Source organism: Kocuria sp. UBA5001, from assembly GCF_002398425.1.
GTDB lineage: Bacteria > Actinomycetota > Actinomycetes > Actinomycetales > Micrococcaceae > Kocuria > Kocuria salsicia.
On record NZ_DGYR01000021.1, the window covers coordinates 59,519 to 75,333 of the forward strand.

The following is a 15,815-nucleotide window of genomic DNA, read 5'->3' on the forward strand; positions in this document are numbered from 1 at the left end:
TTCTGGCCGAAGCCACGGGGCCTGTCCACGAAAAGGGGGCACGGGGAAAAGAGAACGGGGGCCTCCGCACGCTGTGCACGAAAGCCCCCGCGAAAGAGCGCGTGAGATCTACTTGATGCCGAGCACCGAGGCGGTGTGGCCCATGATCTCGTCCGCGAGCCCCGGGTTGTCGTTGAGCTTCACACCGTAGGCGGGGATGAGTTCCTTGATGCGGGGCTCCCACTCGGACATCTTGGCCGGGAAGCACTTGGTCAGGAGGTTCAGCATGATCGGCACCGCGGTCGAGGCGCCGGGGGAGGCGCCGAGCAGGGCCCCAATGGAGCCGTCCGCGCTGGTCACGAGCTCCGTGCCGAACTGCAGCACGCCACCCTTGGCCTTGTCGGCCTTCATGACCTGCACGCGCTGACCGGCCTCGATGAGCTCCCACTGGGACTCCTCGGCGCTGGGGTAGTACTCGTGCAGCGCCTCGATGCGCTGGGAGCGGGTCTTGGTGAGCTCGCCCAGGAGGTATTTGACCAGGTCCAGGTTCGCCATGCCCGCCCGGGTCATGGGGTAGAGGTTGTGCGCGCGCACGCTCTTGGGCAGGTCCAGCAGCGAGCCCTGCTTCAGGAAGTTCGGGCGGAACCCGCCGTAGGGACCGAACATGAGGGCGCGCTCGCCGTCCACGTAGCGCGTGTCCAGGTGGGGCACGGACATGGGCGGGGCACCCACGGACGCCTGGCCGTAGACCTTGGCATTGTGCTGGGCCGTGATGGTCGGGTCCACGTTGCGCAGGAACAGCCCCGAGACGGGGAATCCGCCGAAGCCCTTGGCCTCCTTGATCCCGGACTTCTGCAGCAGCGGCAGCGCGCCGCCGCCGGCACCCAGGAACACGAAGCGTGCCCGGATCACGCGGTTGTTGTCGCGGTTGAGGCGGTCCTTCACAGACACGAGCCAGGAGCCGTCGCTCTGGCGCTCCAGCGTGGTGACCTGCTGGCCGTACTGGATGCTCACGCCGCGGCCTCCCAGGTGGCGCAGCAGCTGGTTGGTCAGAGAGCCGAAGTCCACGTCCGTGCCCTCGGGAGCGAACGTTGCCGCTACGCGCCCGGCACCGCGGCCGTGCATGGTCAGGGGAGCCCACTGCGCGATCTGCTCGCGGTCCTCGGTGAACTCCATGCGCTCGAAGAGCTTGTGGGGCTTGAAGGCGTCGTAGCGGGCGCGTAGGTAGTTCGCGTGGTCGTCGCCGAAGACCATGGAGATGTGGGGCACGGAGTTGATGAATGTGCTGGGCGCGCCCAGCGTGCCGTTCTCCACGAGCGAGCTCCACAGCTGGCGCGTGATCTGGAACTGCTCGTTGATGTTCAGTGCCTTGGTGGCGCTGACTGTGCCGTCCGAGGCCTGGGGGGCGTAGTTGAGCTCGCACAGGGCGGAGTGGCCGGTGCCCGCGTTGTTCCAGGCGTTGGAGCTTTCGAGGCCGGCCGCGTCCAGACGCTCCAGCACCGTCAGCTTCCACTCCGGCTGGAGGTCGTTGAGCAGTGTGGCCAGGGTGGCGCTCATGATGCCGGCACCCACAAGGACGACGTCGGCGGTTTCGGTGTGCTGAGGTGAAGTCACGTTTTCTCCCGTGCGTGCGTGATGGGCGCGGCATCGCACCCTGGCGTTCGTCGTCCAGGGTATCGCCCGCCCGGGGCAAGTCCCAACGGGTGGAGCCGAGGTCAGGCGAGCTGGAGCTCGTTGAAGCGCTCGAAACCCGTTGAGGTGAGGGGGAAAGAGGTCACGCGGGAGTTCACGGCCACTGCGGAGACGGGGTGGCACAGGGGGACGGCCGGCACGATGTCGGACACGCGGTTGTTGAGGGCCTTGTACGCGGCGCTGCGGGAATCGCCGTCCGGCATCATCGCGGCACGGTTGACGGCCGTCATGATCCCGTTGTCCGAGTAGCCCATCTGGGAGTCCGGGTTCCCGAGCAGCGGCGCCATGAAGCTGTCCGGGTCCCGGAAGCTGCCGCTCCAGCCGAGCAGGCTGAACGCGTGGCCCTTCTCCGGGTCCGTGACCACGTCCGCGTAGCCGTCCGCCCAGTTCACGGGAACGGGCTTGATCGAGAAGCCGGCCCGCGTGAGCTGTGCCGAGATCTGCGCGTACACGCGCTCGGGCTCCTGAAGGTACATGCGGGAGGTGTGGCGCGGGTAGTAGAAGGGTAGCCGCTGCCCGTTGTACGCGCTGGCCTTGAGGAGGTCCTTGGCGTGCTGCGGGTCGTAGCCGGGGATCTGGAGGTTGTCGCCGTCCACGTTGAACCGGGCCGGGACGAACTGGCTGGCCACGTTCGTGCCGTTGGGGAACAGGGACTTGGCGATCGCACCGCGGTCGATGGCGGCGGCGACGGCGCGGCGCACGTTCACGTCTTGCAGGATCGTGGCGCTCGGGTTCAGGCCGAGGTAGCTCACGGAGTACGGGTCTCGGTAGAGCACCTGCACGCCCTGCCGGGCCAGGGGACCGAAGGCGTCGAGCCCCACGAGATCGTACGCGTCGACGTCGCCGGAGAGCAGCAGCGCGCAGCGCACGTCGGCGTCGGGGACCACGCGCATCTCGAGCGTGCCCACGTCTCCGAGCTGTCCCCAGTAGCGGTCGTGGGCCACCAGGGTCACGGAGCTGTCCGAGGCGGAGTCGAAGCGGAAGGGTCCGGTGCCGACGGGGTGCTCCTCCCCGGAGCCGTCCGCGATGCTGGCCGGGGAGGCGATCCCGAACGCCGGCTGGGTGAGTGCGGAGAGCAGGGCCGTGTAGGGGCGGGTCAGGTGCAGGACCACCGTGTGCTCGTCAGTGGCCTCCACCCCGGAGTACGCGGTGCTGATCTGCGGGTTCGCGTGGCCGTGGCGGAAAGTCGTGGCGAACGCGCAGCGCGGTGCCCAGGACTCGTCCGACTCCGCCTGCGCCTGCCACTTGTCGAAGTTGGCCTTGACAGCCTCGGCGTCCAGCGGGGAGCCGTCGTGGAAGACGACGTCGCGGCGCAGCGTGAACGTCACGGAACGGCGGTCGTCCGAGACGGTCCACGACTCGGCGAGACCGGGTGCCGGCTCTCCCGTGGAGCGGTCGGCGGAGACCAGCCCCTCCAGGATCTGGGCAGAGATCCGGGAGGTCTCCTGCGAGTTCCGGCGCGACGGATCCAGACCGGCGGGCGCGGCCGCGTGGGCCAGGACGAAGTGCCCACTGGGCACGGATGCGCCGGCGGACGGGCGGGCCGTGGCGTTCGAGCAGCCCGACAGTGCCAGCCCGAGACCGGCGGCGGCCAGGAAGCTGCGCCGGCCGAAGCGGTTCTCAGCGGCCATCGGGACCTTTCTGGCGTCGTCGGAAAGTCCTGCGCTCGGCAGGCTGGGCATGGTGCGCAAGACGGGACTCGAACCCGCACGCCGTGAGGCACAGGAACCTAAATCCTGCGTGTCTGCCAGTTTCACCACTCGCGCAGTCGCCGGCCGCGGGGATGCTCCGCGAGCCGGCGAGATCGTGACCCATCCTAACCAGTCGCCGTGGCCGACTGGGGTGGATCCGGGCCGCGGTGGGGCCGTGCCGTGTGGCACCAGCCGGCGACGTCGACGCCGGCTGGCTCAGGCGTCGAGGCCCAGGTCCCGACGGAGCTTGGCCACGTGGCCCTTGGCGCGCACGTTGTACTGCGCGAGCGTCACCGCGCCCTGCTCGTCCACCACCACTGTGGAGCGGATGAGCCCCTCGTAGACCTTGCCGTAGTTCTTCTTCTCGCCCCACGCGCCGTAGGCCTCGGCCACGCGGTGGTCCTGGTCCGAGAGCAGGGGGAAGCCGAGCTCCTGGGCGGTCGTGAAGCGTTCCAGCGCGGCGGGGGCGTCCGGGGAGATCCCGATCACGCGGTAGCCCTCGGCGGAGAAGGAGGCCATGCTGTCGCGGAAGTCGCACGCCTCGGTGGTGCACCCGGGGGTCGCCGCCTTCGGGTAGAAGTACAGGACCACGCGCTCACCGTGCAACTGCTGCGACGAGACGGTCTCGCCGTGCGCGTCCGGCAGGCTGAATTCGGGGGCGGGATCACCGGGGGACAGGTGTGCGGACACGGTGGATTCCTTCCGTCGTGGGAGACACGTGTTCCCCCAGTATGCGCCCTGCACGTTCAGTGCAGTCGTGGAGCATGGACGATCCGGTCTGTCGTCGCAGTGCTCGGAGTGTCCCTGGTCCCCCTCGGTCGAGTCGTTCCCGCGGGCCGCGAGGATCTCCGCGGAGCAGATCTTGACAGGCCGCTCCGACAAGGGCGGATGCTGCGTATATCCGCAGGGAATTGACCGCTCAGCGAACTTACTGTAATGCTCCGGAAATTTTTGTGCGGATATGATCAGCACATGCAAGACAGGAACCAGTGGCCTACGAACCGACTGCTCTCCACGGCAGCGCGACTCGTGGAGCACGCGTGGAACGAGAACCTTGCGTCGCTCGGCGTCACCCACGCGGGTGTCATGGCACTGGACGTCCTGCGCTCCGAGGGCAGCATGACGCAGGCGCAGCTCGCGCACCAGGTGCGGGTGCAGGCACAGACCATGGGCAAGACGCTGCACCGCCTGGAGGTCCACGGTCACATCACCCGGTCGAAGAACGAGCAGGACCGGCGCTCGCACGTGGTGAGCATCTCCCAGGCGGGCGAGCGGGTGCTGGAGGACGCGGCCGGGCTCGAGCGCGGGCTGCTGGGCGCGGGCGACGAGTCTGACGAGCAGTTCCGGCGCCGGCTCGCGGAGATCATCTCCTCACTCGGGGGAGCCCGGTGGCGCAAGGAGGTCCAGGAGGACCCCGACGTCGGCTCAGCAGACACCTCGGCCTCTGTTGAGGGTGTGCACGCGTCGGTGGCGAGTTCCTCGATCACGGGAGCCCCGGGCTCTGCCTTGTAGGTCTTCGGTTCCTCGCTCGTCAGCGCCATGGGCCTCACGCGCCGTCGCTCCCACTGTCCCCGGGCTTGCACGGAGCGGTGCTGCTGAGCCCAACCCGGCGTCCGTGTCAGCTCGGGGTGACCCCGAACGTGGCGGGGTCCACGGGGCGCCTGTGCCGGGGGAGCGCCTCCAGGACGAGCAGGTATGACTCGGTGACGAGTTCCTGCACGAGCTCGCGGTCCAGCTCGGCACTCGAGCGCAGTGTGATCCAGTGCTTCTTGTTCATGTGGTAGCCCGGTGTAACAGCCGCGTACTGCTCACGCAGTGCTCGCGCGTCCTGGGGGCTCGCCTTGAGCGTGAGCAGCGGTTCCCCACCGAGCTCCGTGAGCAGCATGAAGACCTTGCCGCACACCTTGAACACGTCCCAGGCTGGACCGAAGGGGTGCTCGAGACCCGTGCCGGGCAGCTCGTCGGCACGCTCGCAGGCCCACTGCTGCACCGTGTCCCCACCTGATGTCTGCACGTGGCGCGCGTCCTCCGGTTGGTGGGCGGGAACCATGCGGGTGCCACCTCTTCGCTGGTCAGGTGCCGGAATCTCTGCGGGATGGGTGCCGTGCTGGACAGGCACAGAAACATGACGAAGGCCGGGTCACCTCGGTGACTCGGCCTTCGTCGTTCGTGCTGGTGCGCCCCCAGGGACTTGAACCCTGAACCCATTGATTAAGAGTCAATTGCTCTGCCAATTGAGCTAGAGGCGCATGGCGCTCGGGAAGATGCTTTCTGCTTTCGCCGTTGCCTTCTTCCTCGCAACGAGAAACAACTTTAGCATCACCGCGGAGGGAGTCAAATCAGGGGTGGGCCGGGGGCGATGCCGTCCTCGCGGCAGGCTGTCGAGAGGGCCGCCTGAGTAGACTCCGAGCATGGATTCCACGCCCCGGGACATCGCCCTGACCGACCTGCATGTGATCTCCCTCCCCGAGCCGCGCCTGTTCGAGGAGATCAGTGCGGCCACCTCGGGCTTTCGCTGCGTGCTGTGGGACCTCGTGGGGGAGCCGGAGGGGTGCTCTCGCGAGGAGGTGGACATCGCCGTGGCCCCCTACTACTCGAACCGCTGGCGCAAGGACACCTCGGTGCTGAGCGACGTGGCCCTGCTGCAGCTACAGTCCACGGGCTACGACGGCGTGCCGGAGCAGATTGGCCCGGACGTCGCCCTCGCGGCAGGCGGGTGGGTCCACGCGGCGGGCACGGCCGAGGTGGCGCTCGGCCTGATGATCGCCGCCCAGCGCGAGTTCGACCGCGCGATCGTGAACCAGCGCGCGGGCCGCTACGAGCGGTACTTCTCGCGCTCCCTCGCGGACTCGCGCGTCACAGTGGTGGGGACGGGGGAGATCGGCCGGGCCGTCATCGCGCGCCTGGAGCCCTTCGAGGTGGAGGTCACCCGGGTGGCCTCGAGCGCCAGGGAGGATGCCTCCGGGCGCGTGCACGGCGTAGCCGAGCTGGAGGAGATCCTGCCGCGCACCGACATCCTGGTCCTCGCGCTCCCCCTCAACGACGCCACCGAGCACCTCGTGGGGGAGTGGATGCTCTCCCTGCTGCCGGACGGCGCACTCGTGGTCAACGTGGGCCGCGGCGCCGTGGTGGACACGGCGGCCCTCACGGCTGAGGTGACGGCCGGGCGCCTGCGGTGCGCGCTCGACGTCGTCGACCCGGAGCCGCTGCCCGGTGACCACGCGCTGATGGCGGCGGAGGGTTCCATCGTGCTGCCCCACATCGGTGGCTCGAACGACTCCTTCCGGCCCCGCATCCGCAAGCTGGTGCTCGAACAGCTCGAGGCCCTCCAGCAGGGGCGGAGCCCGCAGTTCCTGGTGCAGCCCGGACGGCTCGACCTGCCGCGGGACTGAGCCCCGGAGGCCCCGGGAGCCCGAGTGCGGCGCCGTGTCTCGCACCCGTCTCATTCTGGTGTCCACATTCTGAGACTGGGTGTCCGCGGATTGACACGGAGGTTTCCCACGTCACACCATGAGGGCATGAATACGGCACTGCGCACCCTCGTTGACCTCGTACCGGTCGTCCTCATTGGACACCGGGCCTGAGGCGTACCGAGCACGCACCCTCCAGGCCCTCAGCCCACGGAACCCGTGGCCAGGGCCTTTTTCATGTACCACGACGTCCCACCCGCTCGTTCCCGCCCCGCACCACCCCGCTCGGCGCCACGCACATCACAGCACGTAAGGACACAGCACTATGAGCAAGGACCAGCCGATCTCACCGGCGGTGATGGCACAGCGACGTGCGCCGTCCGCCGCGGTCGCCCAGGCCGCGGAGACGGACCCGGCACGGCTGACGGGCGCCGCGGCGGAGGTCGTGGGCCCCGAGGAGATGACCGGCTCCCAGGCGATCATCCGCTCCCTCGAGCAGCTGGGCGTGACGGACGTCTTCGGCCTGCCGGGCGGTGCGATCCTGCCGACCTACGACCCCCTGCTGGACACCGAGAAGATCAACCACATCCTGGTGCGCCACGAGCAGGGGGCTGGCCACGCGGCGGAGGGCTACGCGCTGGCCTCGGGTCGTGTGGGCGTGTGCATCGCGACGTCCGGACCCGGTGCCACGAACCTCGTCACCCCGTTGGCCGACGCAAACATGGACTCGATCCCGATGCTCGCGATCACTGGCCAGGTGGCCAGCTCCTCGATCGGCTCGGACGCCTTCCAGGAGGCGGACATCGTGGGCATGACGATGCCCGTGACCAAGCACTCGTACCTGGTCACCAACGCCCAGGACATCCCGCGCGTGCTCGCCGAGGCCTACCACCTGGCCTCGACCGGGCGCCCCGGGCCGGTCCTCGTGGATGTGGCGAAGGACGCGCAGCAGGCCACGATGACTTTCAGCTGGCCCCCGGCCATGGAGCTGCCCGGGTACCGCCCGGTGACCCGCGGTCACTCCAAGCAGATCAAGGAGGCCGCACGCATGATCGCGGCCGCCGAGCGTCCCGTGCTCTACACCGGCGGCGGCGCCATGCGCGCGGATGTCGCGGACGAGCTCAAGGAGCTCGCGGAGCTCACAGGCGCCCCCGTGGTGACCACTCTGACCGCCCGCGGCATCTTCCCGGACTCGCACCCGCAGAACATGGGCATGCCGGGGATGCACGGCACGGTGCCTGCGGTCTTCGCGATGCAGCAGTCGGACCTTCTCGTGACACTGGGCGCGCGTTTCGACGACCGCGTCACCGGGCAGCTGGACACCTTCGCCCCCGGGGCCAAGGTAATCCATGCGGACATCGATCCGGCCGAGATCTCCAAGAACCGGATGGCGGACGTGCCCATCGTGGGGGACCTCAGGCACGTGATCCCGGACCTCACGCAGGCCGTGCGCGAGGTGGTCGAGGAGTCCGGCACGTCCGACCTCGAGGCGTGGTGGTCCGCCCTGAACACGCTCAAGGACACGTACCCTCTGGGCTACACCAGCACCGACGACGGCCACGGCAGCCCACAGCACGTGATCGAGCGGATCTCCGCCCTCACGGGCCCCGAGGCCGTGTACGCGGCGGGTGTGGGCCAGCACCAGATGTGGTCCGCGCAGTTCGTGGACTACGAGCGTCCCCGCCAGTGGCTGAACTCTGCCGGGCTGGGCACCATGGGCTTCGCGGTCCCCGCGGCCATGGGTGCCAAGGTGTCCCAGCCGGACCGGGTGGTGTGGGCAATCGACGGCGACGGCTGCTTCCAGATGACGAACCAGGAACTGGCCACGTGCGTGATCAACGACATCCCGATCAAGGTGGCGGTCATCAACAACTCGTCCCTCGGCATGGTGCGGCAGTGGCAGACCCTGTTCTACGACGGTCGCTACTCCAACACCGAGCTGAACACGGGGCACAACTCCCGCCGGGTCCCGGACTTCGTGAAGCTCGCCGAGGCATACGGCTGCGCGGCGCTGCGCTGCGAGCGGGACGAGGACGTGGACGCCACCATCAAGGAGGCTCTGGAGATCAACGACCGGCCCGTCGTGATCGACTTCGTGGTCTCGGCGGACGCGATGGTGTGGCCGATGGTCCCCGCGGGTGTGTCCAACGACCAGATCCAGATCGCCCGCAACATGACGCCCGAGTGGAACACGGAGGACTGATCGATGAGCCGACACACTCTTTCCGTTCTGGTGGAGGACAAGCCGGGCGTGCTGACCCGCGTGGCAGGGCTCTTCGCCCGGCGTGCGTTCAACATCCACTCGCTGGCCGTGGGCCCCACGGAACTGTCCGGGATCTCGCGCATCACGGTGGTGGTGGACGCGGACGGTGAGCTGCTGGAGCAGGTCACCAAGCAGCTGAACAAGCTGATCAACGTGATCAAGATCGTGGAGCTCACGGCCGAGTCCTCGGTGCAGCGAGAGCACATCATGGTCAAGGTCCGCGCGGACGCGAGCACGCGCCTGCAGGTCACGCAGGCGGCGGACCTGTTCCGCGCGACCATCGTGGACGTCTCCACGGAGTCCGTGGTGATCGAGTCCACGGGTTCGCGCGAGAAGATCCACGCCCTGCTGGACGTCCTGGAGCCCTTTGGAGTCCGGGAGATCGTCCGGGCCGGCACCGTGGCCCTGGGCCGCGGCCCCAAGTCCATGTCGGACAGGGCCCTGCGCCACTGACCGGCGGCCGCGCGAGCGGGCCGCCCACAGACCCGATCCCGGCTCCGCCGCCCGGCGGAGCGCGGATCACGCACAACCCCACCCGCTATCCAAGGAGACAGAGCAAGCTCATGGCCAAGATCTACTACAACGACGACGCCGACCTCTCGATCATCCAGAACCGCTCCGTGGCGGTCATCGGCTACGGCTCGCAGGGCCACGCCCACGCGCTGAACCTGCGCGACTCGGGTGTGGACGTCCGCATCGGCCTGAACGAGGGCTCTACATCCCGCGCCAAGGCCGAGGCCCAGGGCCTGCGCGTGCTGTCCATCGCGGACGCCGCGAAGGAAGCCGACGTCATCATGATCCTGACCCCGGACCAGGTCCAGGCCCAGGTGTTCAACGAGTCCATCAAGGACAACCTCGAAGAGGGCGACGCGATCTTCTTCGCGCACGGCTTCAACATCCGCTTCGGCTACATCGAGGCGCCCGAGGGCGTGGACGTCGCCATGGTTGCCCCCAAGGGCCCGGGCCACACCGTGCGCCGCGAGTTCGAGGCCGGGCGCGGCGTGCCGGACCTCGTGGCCGTGGAGGTCGACGCCTCCGGCCAGGCCCTGCAGCTCGCGCTGTCCTACGCGAAGGGCATCGGCGGCACCCGCGCCGGCGTCATCGAGACGACCTTCACCGAGGAGACCGAGTCGGACCTCTTCGGTGAGCAGGCCGTGCTGTGCGGCGGCATGTCCCACCTGGTCCAGTACGGCTTCGAGGTCCTGACCGAGGCCGGTTACCAGCCCGAGATCGCGTACTTCGAGGTGCTCCACGAACTGAAGCTGATCGTCGACCTGATGGTCGAGGGCGGCATTGCCAAGCAGCGCTGGTCCATCTCGGACACCGCCGAGTACGGCGACTACGTCTCCGGCCCCCGCGTGATCGACCCCTCCGTGAAGGAGCGCATGCAGGACGTCCTGAAGGACATCCAGGATGGCGTCTTCGCGGACCGCTTCATGAAGGACCAGGCCTCCGGCGGCAAGGAGTTCGCCGAGCTGCGCGCCAAGGAGGAGAAGCACCCCATCGAGACCACGGGCCGCAAGCTGCGCTCGCTGTTCGCGTGGGAGCAGACGGACGAGGACTACACCGAGGGCACGGCCGCGCGCTGATCCGCGCTGGTTCCGTGGCCCCCGCGAGGGCCGCGGCCTGAGACCCGACGACCTCGCCGCGGCGCCCCTCCCCACGGAGGGCGCCGCGGCGACGTCGTGCCCGGGGGTCGATAGAGTGGTGGGGTGACTGAGCAGACTCCCTTCTACGTGACCACCGCCATCTCCTACCCGAACGGGGCCCCGCACATCGGCCACGCCTACGAGGCGATCGCCGCGGACGCGCTGGCGCGCTTCAAGCGCCTGGACGGCTTCGACACCCGGTTCCAGACCGGCACGGACGAGCACGGCCAGAAGATGCAGCAGACGGCGGAGCAGCTCGGCGCCACGCCTCGGGAGCTCGCGGACACCAACTCGGCGCGCTTCCGGGCCATGGACGACGAGCTGGGGATCAGCTACGACCGCTTCATCCGCACCACGGACGATGACCACCGCGCGGCCTCGCAGGAGCTGTGGAAGCGGATGGAGGCCAACGGGGACATCTACCTGGACAAGTACGCCGGGTGGTACTCCGTGCGGGACGAGGCCTACTACGCCGAGGACGAGACCGAGGTTCGCGCGGACGGCCAGCGCTACTCGATTGGAACCGGCACCGAGCTGACGTGGACGGAGGAGGAGAGCTACTTCTTCCGGCTCTCCCGCTACCAGGACCGCCTGCTGGAGCTGTACCGCACCGGGTTCGTCCAGCCGGAGGCGCGCTCCCACGAGGTTGCGTCCTTCGTGGGCGGGGGGCTGCAGGACCTCTCGATCTCGCGCACCACGTTCGACTGGGGGATTCCTGTGCCGGGCAACCCGGACCACGTCATGTACGTGTGGGTGGACGCCCTGACCAACTACCTCACCGGGCTCGGCTACCCGGCCACCGAGGACCCGCTGTTCCGCCAGTTCTGGCCCGCGCACGTGCACCTGATCGGCAAGGACATTGCGCGCTTCCACGCCGTGTACTGGCCGGCGTTCCTGATGTCCGCCGGCCTGGAGCTGCCGCGCAAGGTCTTCGCCCACGGGTTCCTGTTCAACCAGGGCGAGAAGATGTCAAAGTCCGTGGGCAATGTGATCGACCCGCACGCCATGGTCTCCGAGTACGGCCTGGACCAGCTGCGCTTCTTCCTGCTGCGCGAGGTGCCGTTCGGCCAGGACGGCAACTACTCGCACGACGCGATCGCCGGGCGCATCAACTCGGACCTCGCCAACGACCTCGGCAACTTGGCCCAGCGCAGCCTGTCCATGGTCGCCAAGAACCTCGAGGGCACAGTTCCGGAGCCGGGCGAGTTCACGCAGGAGGACCGGGAGATGCTCGCTCAGGCCGACGCCGTGGTGGCGGACTACCGGGCCGCGTTCGACTCCCTGGCGTTCCACCGCGGGCTGGAGTCCGTGTGGCGGGTCATCGCGTCCGCCAACCGGTACTTCACCGCTCAGCAGCCCTGGGTGCTGCGCAAGACCGACCCCGAGCGCATGGCCACCGTGCTGTACGTGACGGCCGAGGTGCTGCGGATCGTGGCCCTGCTGGTGCAGCCGATCATGCCGGGCTCGATGTCCCGCCTGCTGGAGCAGCTCGGCCAGCCCGAGGGAGAGGCCCGTGGCTTCGAGGCCCTGGGCACACGCATCGCGCCGGGCACCGTGCTTCCCAAGCCCTCCGGGGTCTTCCCCCGGTACGAGGAGCCGGAGGCGCTGCAGGGCTGAGCTTGGCTCAACCGTGGAGGGGCGGTGGGCACCAGGGACAGGTCACGGGTGCCCACCGCCGTCTCGTCTCATTATCTGATACAGCGGTTCAGCATGTGGATGGAGGGCGCACGGCGTGCCTAGGCTGAGCGCATGAGCGAAATGACAGCCCCCGCACCCGCCCGCAGCCACTCGATCGCCGTTCTTCCCGGTGACGGCATCGGGCCGGAGGTTGTTGCGGAGGCCGTCAAGGTGCTCGACGCCGTGACCAGTCCGGCCGGGGTCACGCTCGAGAAGACCACCTACCCGCTCGGAGCTGAGCACTGGCTCGAGACCGGGGAGGTCCTCAACGAGGACACCATGGAGCGGCTGCGCGGCCACGACGCCATCCTCTTCGGTGCCGTGGGTGCCGCACCCAACGACAAGCGGGTGCCCTCGGGGATCCTCGAGCGGGACCTGCTGCTCAAGCTGCGGTTCGGCTTCGACCACTTCGTCAACCTGCGCCCCGCCATGCTCTACCCCGGGACCACGAGTCCACTGGCCAATCCGGGAGAGATCGACTTCGTGGTCGTGCGCGAGGGCACGGAGGGGCTCTACGCCGGCAACGGCGGCACCCTGCGTACGGGCACCGAGCACGAGATCGCCACCGAGGTCTCCGTCAACACCGCCCACGGTGTACGCCGGCTGGTGCGCTACGCGTTCGAGCTCGCCGCGAGCCGCGAGCGCAGGAAGCTGACCCTGGTGCACAAGCACAACGTGCTGGTCAACGCCGGTCGCCTGTACCAGCGCACCGTGGACGAGTTCGCGGAGCAGTTCCCCGAGGTCGCGGTGGACTACATGCACATCGACGCCGCCACGATCTTCATGACCACGGACCCCGCGCGCTTCGACGTGATCGTCACGGACAACCTCTTCGGGGACATCCTCACGGACCAGGCAGGGGCAGTGACGGGTGGCATCGGGCTCGCGCCGAGTGGCAACATCAACGCCGAGCGCACCGCGCCGTCCATGTTCGAGCCCGTGCACGGTTCCGCGCCGGACATTGCGGGGACCGGCACCGCCCAGCCCACCGCCGCGATCCTGGCCGGCGCGATGATGCTCGAGCACCTGGGCCACGCGGACCTGGCCGAGCGGGTCGAGCGGGCGGTGCGCCGGGACCTGGAGCTGCGCGGCACGAGCGCGCGCAGCACGTCCCAGGTGGGGGATGACGTCGTCGCCCTCCTCGGCGAGCCCGCCGTCTAGATCCGCCCCCGCCGAGACCGGCTGCGGCCCAGATCCTGGGCGGGGCGCGCCCGACCCGGCATACTGCACGAAGAAGACTGCGTTCCTGCCCTCTCCGCCGGACGGGTGACGTGGACACGTTGGCAAGAGGAGAACACCCGTGAGCACAGAATTCGTCAAGCAGCTCAACACCCACCCGGCCACCGACGAGGTGCGCGAGGCCGTCCTGGAGAACCCGGGATTCGGGCAGCACTTCACCGACCACATGGTGTGCATCGACTGGCAGGGGGACGTGCAGGAGAACGTGGGGCGGTGGGACAACGCCCGGTTGCAGCCCTACGGCCCGCTGAGCCTGGACCCGTCCACGGCGGTGCTGCACTACGGCCAGGAGATTTTCGAGGGACTGAAGGCCTACCGGCATGCGGACGGCTCGGTGTGGACGTTCCGCCCCGAGGCCAACGCCGCGCGCCTGAACCGTTCCGCCCAGCGACTTGCCCTGCCCACGCTGCCCGAGGAGGTCTTCGTGGACTCCATCAGAGAGCTCGTGGTCCAGGACCAGCAGTGGGTTCCGTCCGGGGAGGGGGAGTCCCTGTACCTGCGCCCGTTCATGATCGGCACCGAGCCGTTCCTGGGGGTGCGCCCCTCCCGGCAGGCGCTGTTCTCCGTGATCGCCTCACCGGCCGGGAACTACTTCGGTTCCGTGGAGCCCGTGGACATCTGGCTCTCGCGCACCTACGCCCGCGCCGGCAGGGGTGGAACGGGGGCCGCGAAGTGCGGCGGCAACTACGCGGCGTCGCTGGTCGCCCAGATGGAGGGGGACGCCCACGGCTGCAGCCAGGTGGTCTTCCTGGACCCCGAGCGCGACGACGCGATCGAGGAGCTCGGCGGGATGAACGTGTTCTTCGTCTTCGACGACAACCGTCTGGTCACCCCGGAGCTGACCGGAACCATCCTCGAAGGCATCACCCGCGACTCTGTCATCCAGCTGGCACGGGAGCGCGGCATGACGGTGGAGGAGCGCGCCTTCACCCTGGACGAGTGGCGCGAGGGAGTGCGCTCGGGTCACCTCACGGAGGTCTTCGCGTGCGGCACTGCGGCCGTGATCGCCCCCGTGCGCCAGCTCGTGGGCCACGACGAGACCATCGGCCCGGACGACGCACAGCCCGGTGAGGTGACCATGTCCATTCGACAGCAGCTGCTCGACATCCAGACGGGGAAAGCCGAGGACACCCACGGCTGGCTGACCCGCCTGGTCTGAGCACCTGCCCCGCACCGCCTCGCGGTACCGCACAGCCGCCCCGTTCCGTGCCCCGGGACCGGGGCGGCTGTGTAGCCTGTGAGCATGCGTATCGCCCGTTTCACACACGAGAACGAAATCCACTACGGCACGGTCCACGGCGAGCCCGGGGACGAGACCCTGCAGTACCTCACCGGGGACCCGCTCTACGTGGGCGTCCAGGAGCTGGACCGCACGGTGGACGTCTCGGAGGCACGCCTGCTCGCGCCGGTGATCCCGCGCTCCAAGATCGTGTGCGTGGGGCGCAACTACGCGGACCACGCCCGGGAGATGGGCAATGACGTTCCCACCAGGCCGCTGCTTTTCTTCAAGCCGAACACCGCGGTCTCCGGCCCCGGTGACCCCGTCACGCTGCCGTCCTGGACCGAGGAGGTCTCCTACGAGGCGGAGCTCGCCGTGGTGATCGGTCGCATGTGCAAGGACGTCCCGGTGGAGCGGGTTCCGGAGGTGGTGTTCGGCTACACGGCCGCCAACGACCTCACCGCGCGTGACGCCCAGCGCACGGATGGTCAGTGGGCCCGGGCCAAGGGCTTCGACGGCGCGTGCCCACTCGGCCCGTGGATCGAGACGGAGCTGGACACCTCCGCGCTGTCGGTGCGCTCCAGCGTCAACGGCGAGCTCAAGCAGGACGGCAATACCGAGGACATGATCTTCGATGTCCCCACCCTGGTCTCCTACGTCTCCGAGGCCTTCACACTGCTGCCCGGGGACGTGATCCTCACGGGCACCCCCGCCGGCGTGGGGACGGTGGACGACGGCGACCGGTTGAGCGTGGACGTCGAGGGGATCGGCGAGCTCACCACCGTGCTGCGCCGGTAGCACCCGGGTTCCCCACCACGGACGTGTCGACGCCGCCGCCGCGGTGCCGCGTGGTCGTCGCGGCTTCTCCGGACAGGGCCTGTGGACGGAACCCGGACACCGCACCCTGGCGCCGCCCCCGGCCGCAACAGCCCGGCCGCAACAGCCCGGCCGCGCGGCCCGGGAGGTGGCGGGGCGCGGCGTCGTAGAATGGGCCCA

The 15,815-nt window shown here is 69.0% G+C and carries 13 protein-coding genes and 2 tRNA genes; 9 read left to right on the forward strand and 6 right to left on the reverse strand.

The genetic code is table 11. The features are described 5' to 3' along the window. Positions 1-108: 108 nt before the first annotated feature. The 4 genes from B3G12_RS11585 to bcp form a co-directional block, all read right to left on the reverse strand. Positions 109-1,593 (reverse strand): malate:quinone oxidoreductase, encoded by a 1,485-nt coding sequence (locus B3G12_RS11585; protein ID WP_094394212.1) that lies wholly within the window; start codon positions 1,591-1,593, stop codon positions 109-111. Between the two features lie 101 nt (positions 1,594-1,694). After that, the gene (locus B3G12_RS11590) at positions 1,695-3,302 is read right to left on the reverse strand and encodes an ABC transporter substrate-binding protein (RefSeq protein WP_290500463.1); all 1,608 of its coding nucleotides are present in this window, start codon (positions 3,300-3,302) and stop codon (positions 1,695-1,697) included. Positions 3,303-3,352: 50 nt separating this feature from the next. Next, positions 3,353-3,437, reverse strand: a tRNA-Leu gene (locus B3G12_RS11595). Positions 3,438-3,578: 141 nt separating this feature from the next. After that, complete coding sequence (gene bcp, locus B3G12_RS11600; protein ID WP_144942504.1) at positions 3,579-4,052, reverse strand: thioredoxin-dependent thiol peroxidase; 474 nt, start codon at positions 4,050-4,052, stop codon at positions 3,579-3,581. A gap of 282 nt (positions 4,053-4,334) precedes the next feature. Between bcp and B3G12_RS11605 the strand changes: the two genes are divergently transcribed. Further along, positions 4,335-4,874: a MarR family winged helix-turn-helix transcriptional regulator gene (locus tag B3G12_RS11605; protein WP_144942505.1), complete on the forward strand. Its 540-nt coding sequence runs from the start codon at positions 4,335-4,337 to the stop codon at positions 4,872-4,874. Between the two features lie 106 nt (positions 4,875-4,980). Here B3G12_RS11605 and B3G12_RS11610 read toward each other — a convergent pair whose 3' ends face one another. Continuing rightward, on the reverse strand, positions 4,981-5,412 hold the full coding sequence (locus B3G12_RS11610) for an MmcQ/YjbR family DNA-binding protein (RefSeq protein ID WP_290500466.1): 432 nt from the start codon (positions 5,410-5,412) through the stop codon (positions 4,981-4,983). Positions 5,413-5,535: 123 nt separating this feature from the next. Then, positions 5,536-5,611: transfer RNA gene (locus B3G12_RS11615), tRNA-Lys, on the reverse strand. Between the two features lie 162 nt (positions 5,612-5,773). On the opposite strand from B3G12_RS11615, the gene B3G12_RS11620 reads away from it, so the two are divergent. The 8 genes from B3G12_RS11620 (at position 5,774) to B3G12_RS11655 (ending at position 15,617) form a co-directional block, all read left to right on the forward strand. Then, complete coding sequence (locus tag B3G12_RS11620; protein WP_290500468.1) at positions 5,774-6,754, forward strand: NAD(P)-dependent oxidoreductase; 981 nt, start codon at positions 5,774-5,776, stop codon at positions 6,752-6,754. A gap of 343 nt (positions 6,755-7,097) precedes the next feature. Further along, complete coding sequence (locus B3G12_RS11625; RefSeq protein WP_145009381.1) at positions 7,098-8,975, forward strand: acetolactate synthase large subunit; 1,878 nt, start codon at positions 7,098-7,100, stop codon at positions 8,973-8,975. A gap of 3 nt (positions 8,976-8,978) precedes the next feature. Then, the gene (gene ilvN, locus B3G12_RS11630) at positions 8,979-9,488 is read left to right on the forward strand and encodes an acetolactate synthase small subunit (protein WP_055083383.1); all 510 of its coding nucleotides are present in this window, start codon (positions 8,979-8,981) and stop codon (positions 9,486-9,488) included. Between the two features lie 110 nt (positions 9,489-9,598). Beyond that, positions 9,599-10,624, forward strand: coding sequence for a ketol-acid reductoisomerase (gene ilvC, locus B3G12_RS11635; protein WP_055083385.1), 1,026 nt, complete (start codon positions 9,599-9,601; stop codon positions 10,622-10,624). Between the two features lie 123 nt (positions 10,625-10,747). Continuing rightward, complete coding sequence (gene metG, locus B3G12_RS11640) at positions 10,748-12,301, forward strand: methionine--tRNA ligase (RefSeq protein WP_290500473.1); 1,554 nt, start codon at positions 10,748-10,750, stop codon at positions 12,299-12,301. A gap of 132 nt (positions 12,302-12,433) precedes the next feature. Next, on the forward strand, positions 12,434-13,522 hold the full coding sequence (locus B3G12_RS11645) for a 3-isopropylmalate dehydrogenase (protein WP_290500475.1): 1,089 nt from the start codon (positions 12,434-12,436) through the stop codon (positions 13,520-13,522). Positions 13,523-13,661: 139 nt separating this feature from the next. Continuing rightward, positions 13,662-14,759 carry a branched-chain amino acid aminotransferase gene (locus B3G12_RS11650; protein ID WP_144942510.1) on the forward strand — a complete coding sequence of 366 codons (1,098 nt, stop codon included), beginning with the start codon at positions 13,662-13,664 and terminating at the stop codon, positions 14,757-14,759. A gap of 84 nt (positions 14,760-14,843) precedes the next feature. Then, on the forward strand, positions 14,844-15,617 hold the full coding sequence (locus B3G12_RS11655; protein ID WP_145009375.1) for a fumarylacetoacetate hydrolase family protein: 774 nt from the start codon (positions 14,844-14,846) through the stop codon (positions 15,615-15,617). Positions 15,618-15,815 lie beyond the last annotated feature (198 nt).

What these genes read in the sequence shown, in the direction of transcription:
- B3G12_RS11590 (WP_290500463.1), bottom strand. Translation starts at nt 3,302, where the DNA reads ATGGCCGCTGAGAACCGCTTCGGCCGGCGCAGCTTCCTGGCCGCCGCC.
- B3G12_RS11605 (WP_144942505.1), top strand. Translation starts at nt 4,335, where the DNA reads ATGCAAGACAGGAACCAGTGGCCTACGAACCGACTGCTCTCCACGGCA.
- B3G12_RS11610 (WP_290500466.1), bottom strand. Translation starts at nt 5,412, where the DNA reads ATGGTTCCCGCCCACCAACCGGAGGACGCGCGCCACGTGCAGACATCA.
- B3G12_RS11620 (WP_290500468.1), top strand. Translation starts at nt 5,774, where the DNA reads ATGGATTCCACGCCCCGGGACATCGCCCTGACCGACCTGCATGTGATC.
- B3G12_RS11625 (WP_145009381.1), top strand. Translation starts at nt 7,098, where the DNA reads ATGAGCAAGGACCAGCCGATCTCACCGGCGGTGATGGCACAGCGACGT.
- ilvN (WP_055083383.1), top strand. Translation starts at nt 8,979, where the DNA reads ATGAGCCGACACACTCTTTCCGTTCTGGTGGAGGACAAGCCGGGCGTG.
- ilvC (WP_055083385.1), top strand. Translation starts at nt 9,599, where the DNA reads ATGGCCAAGATCTACTACAACGACGACGCCGACCTCTCGATCATCCAG.
- B3G12_RS11645 (WP_290500475.1), top strand. Translation starts at nt 12,434, where the DNA reads ATGAGCGAAATGACAGCCCCCGCACCCGCCCGCAGCCACTCGATCGCC.
- B3G12_RS11655 (WP_145009375.1), top strand. Translation starts at nt 14,844, where the DNA reads ATGCGTATCGCCCGTTTCACACACGAGAACGAAATCCACTACGGCACG.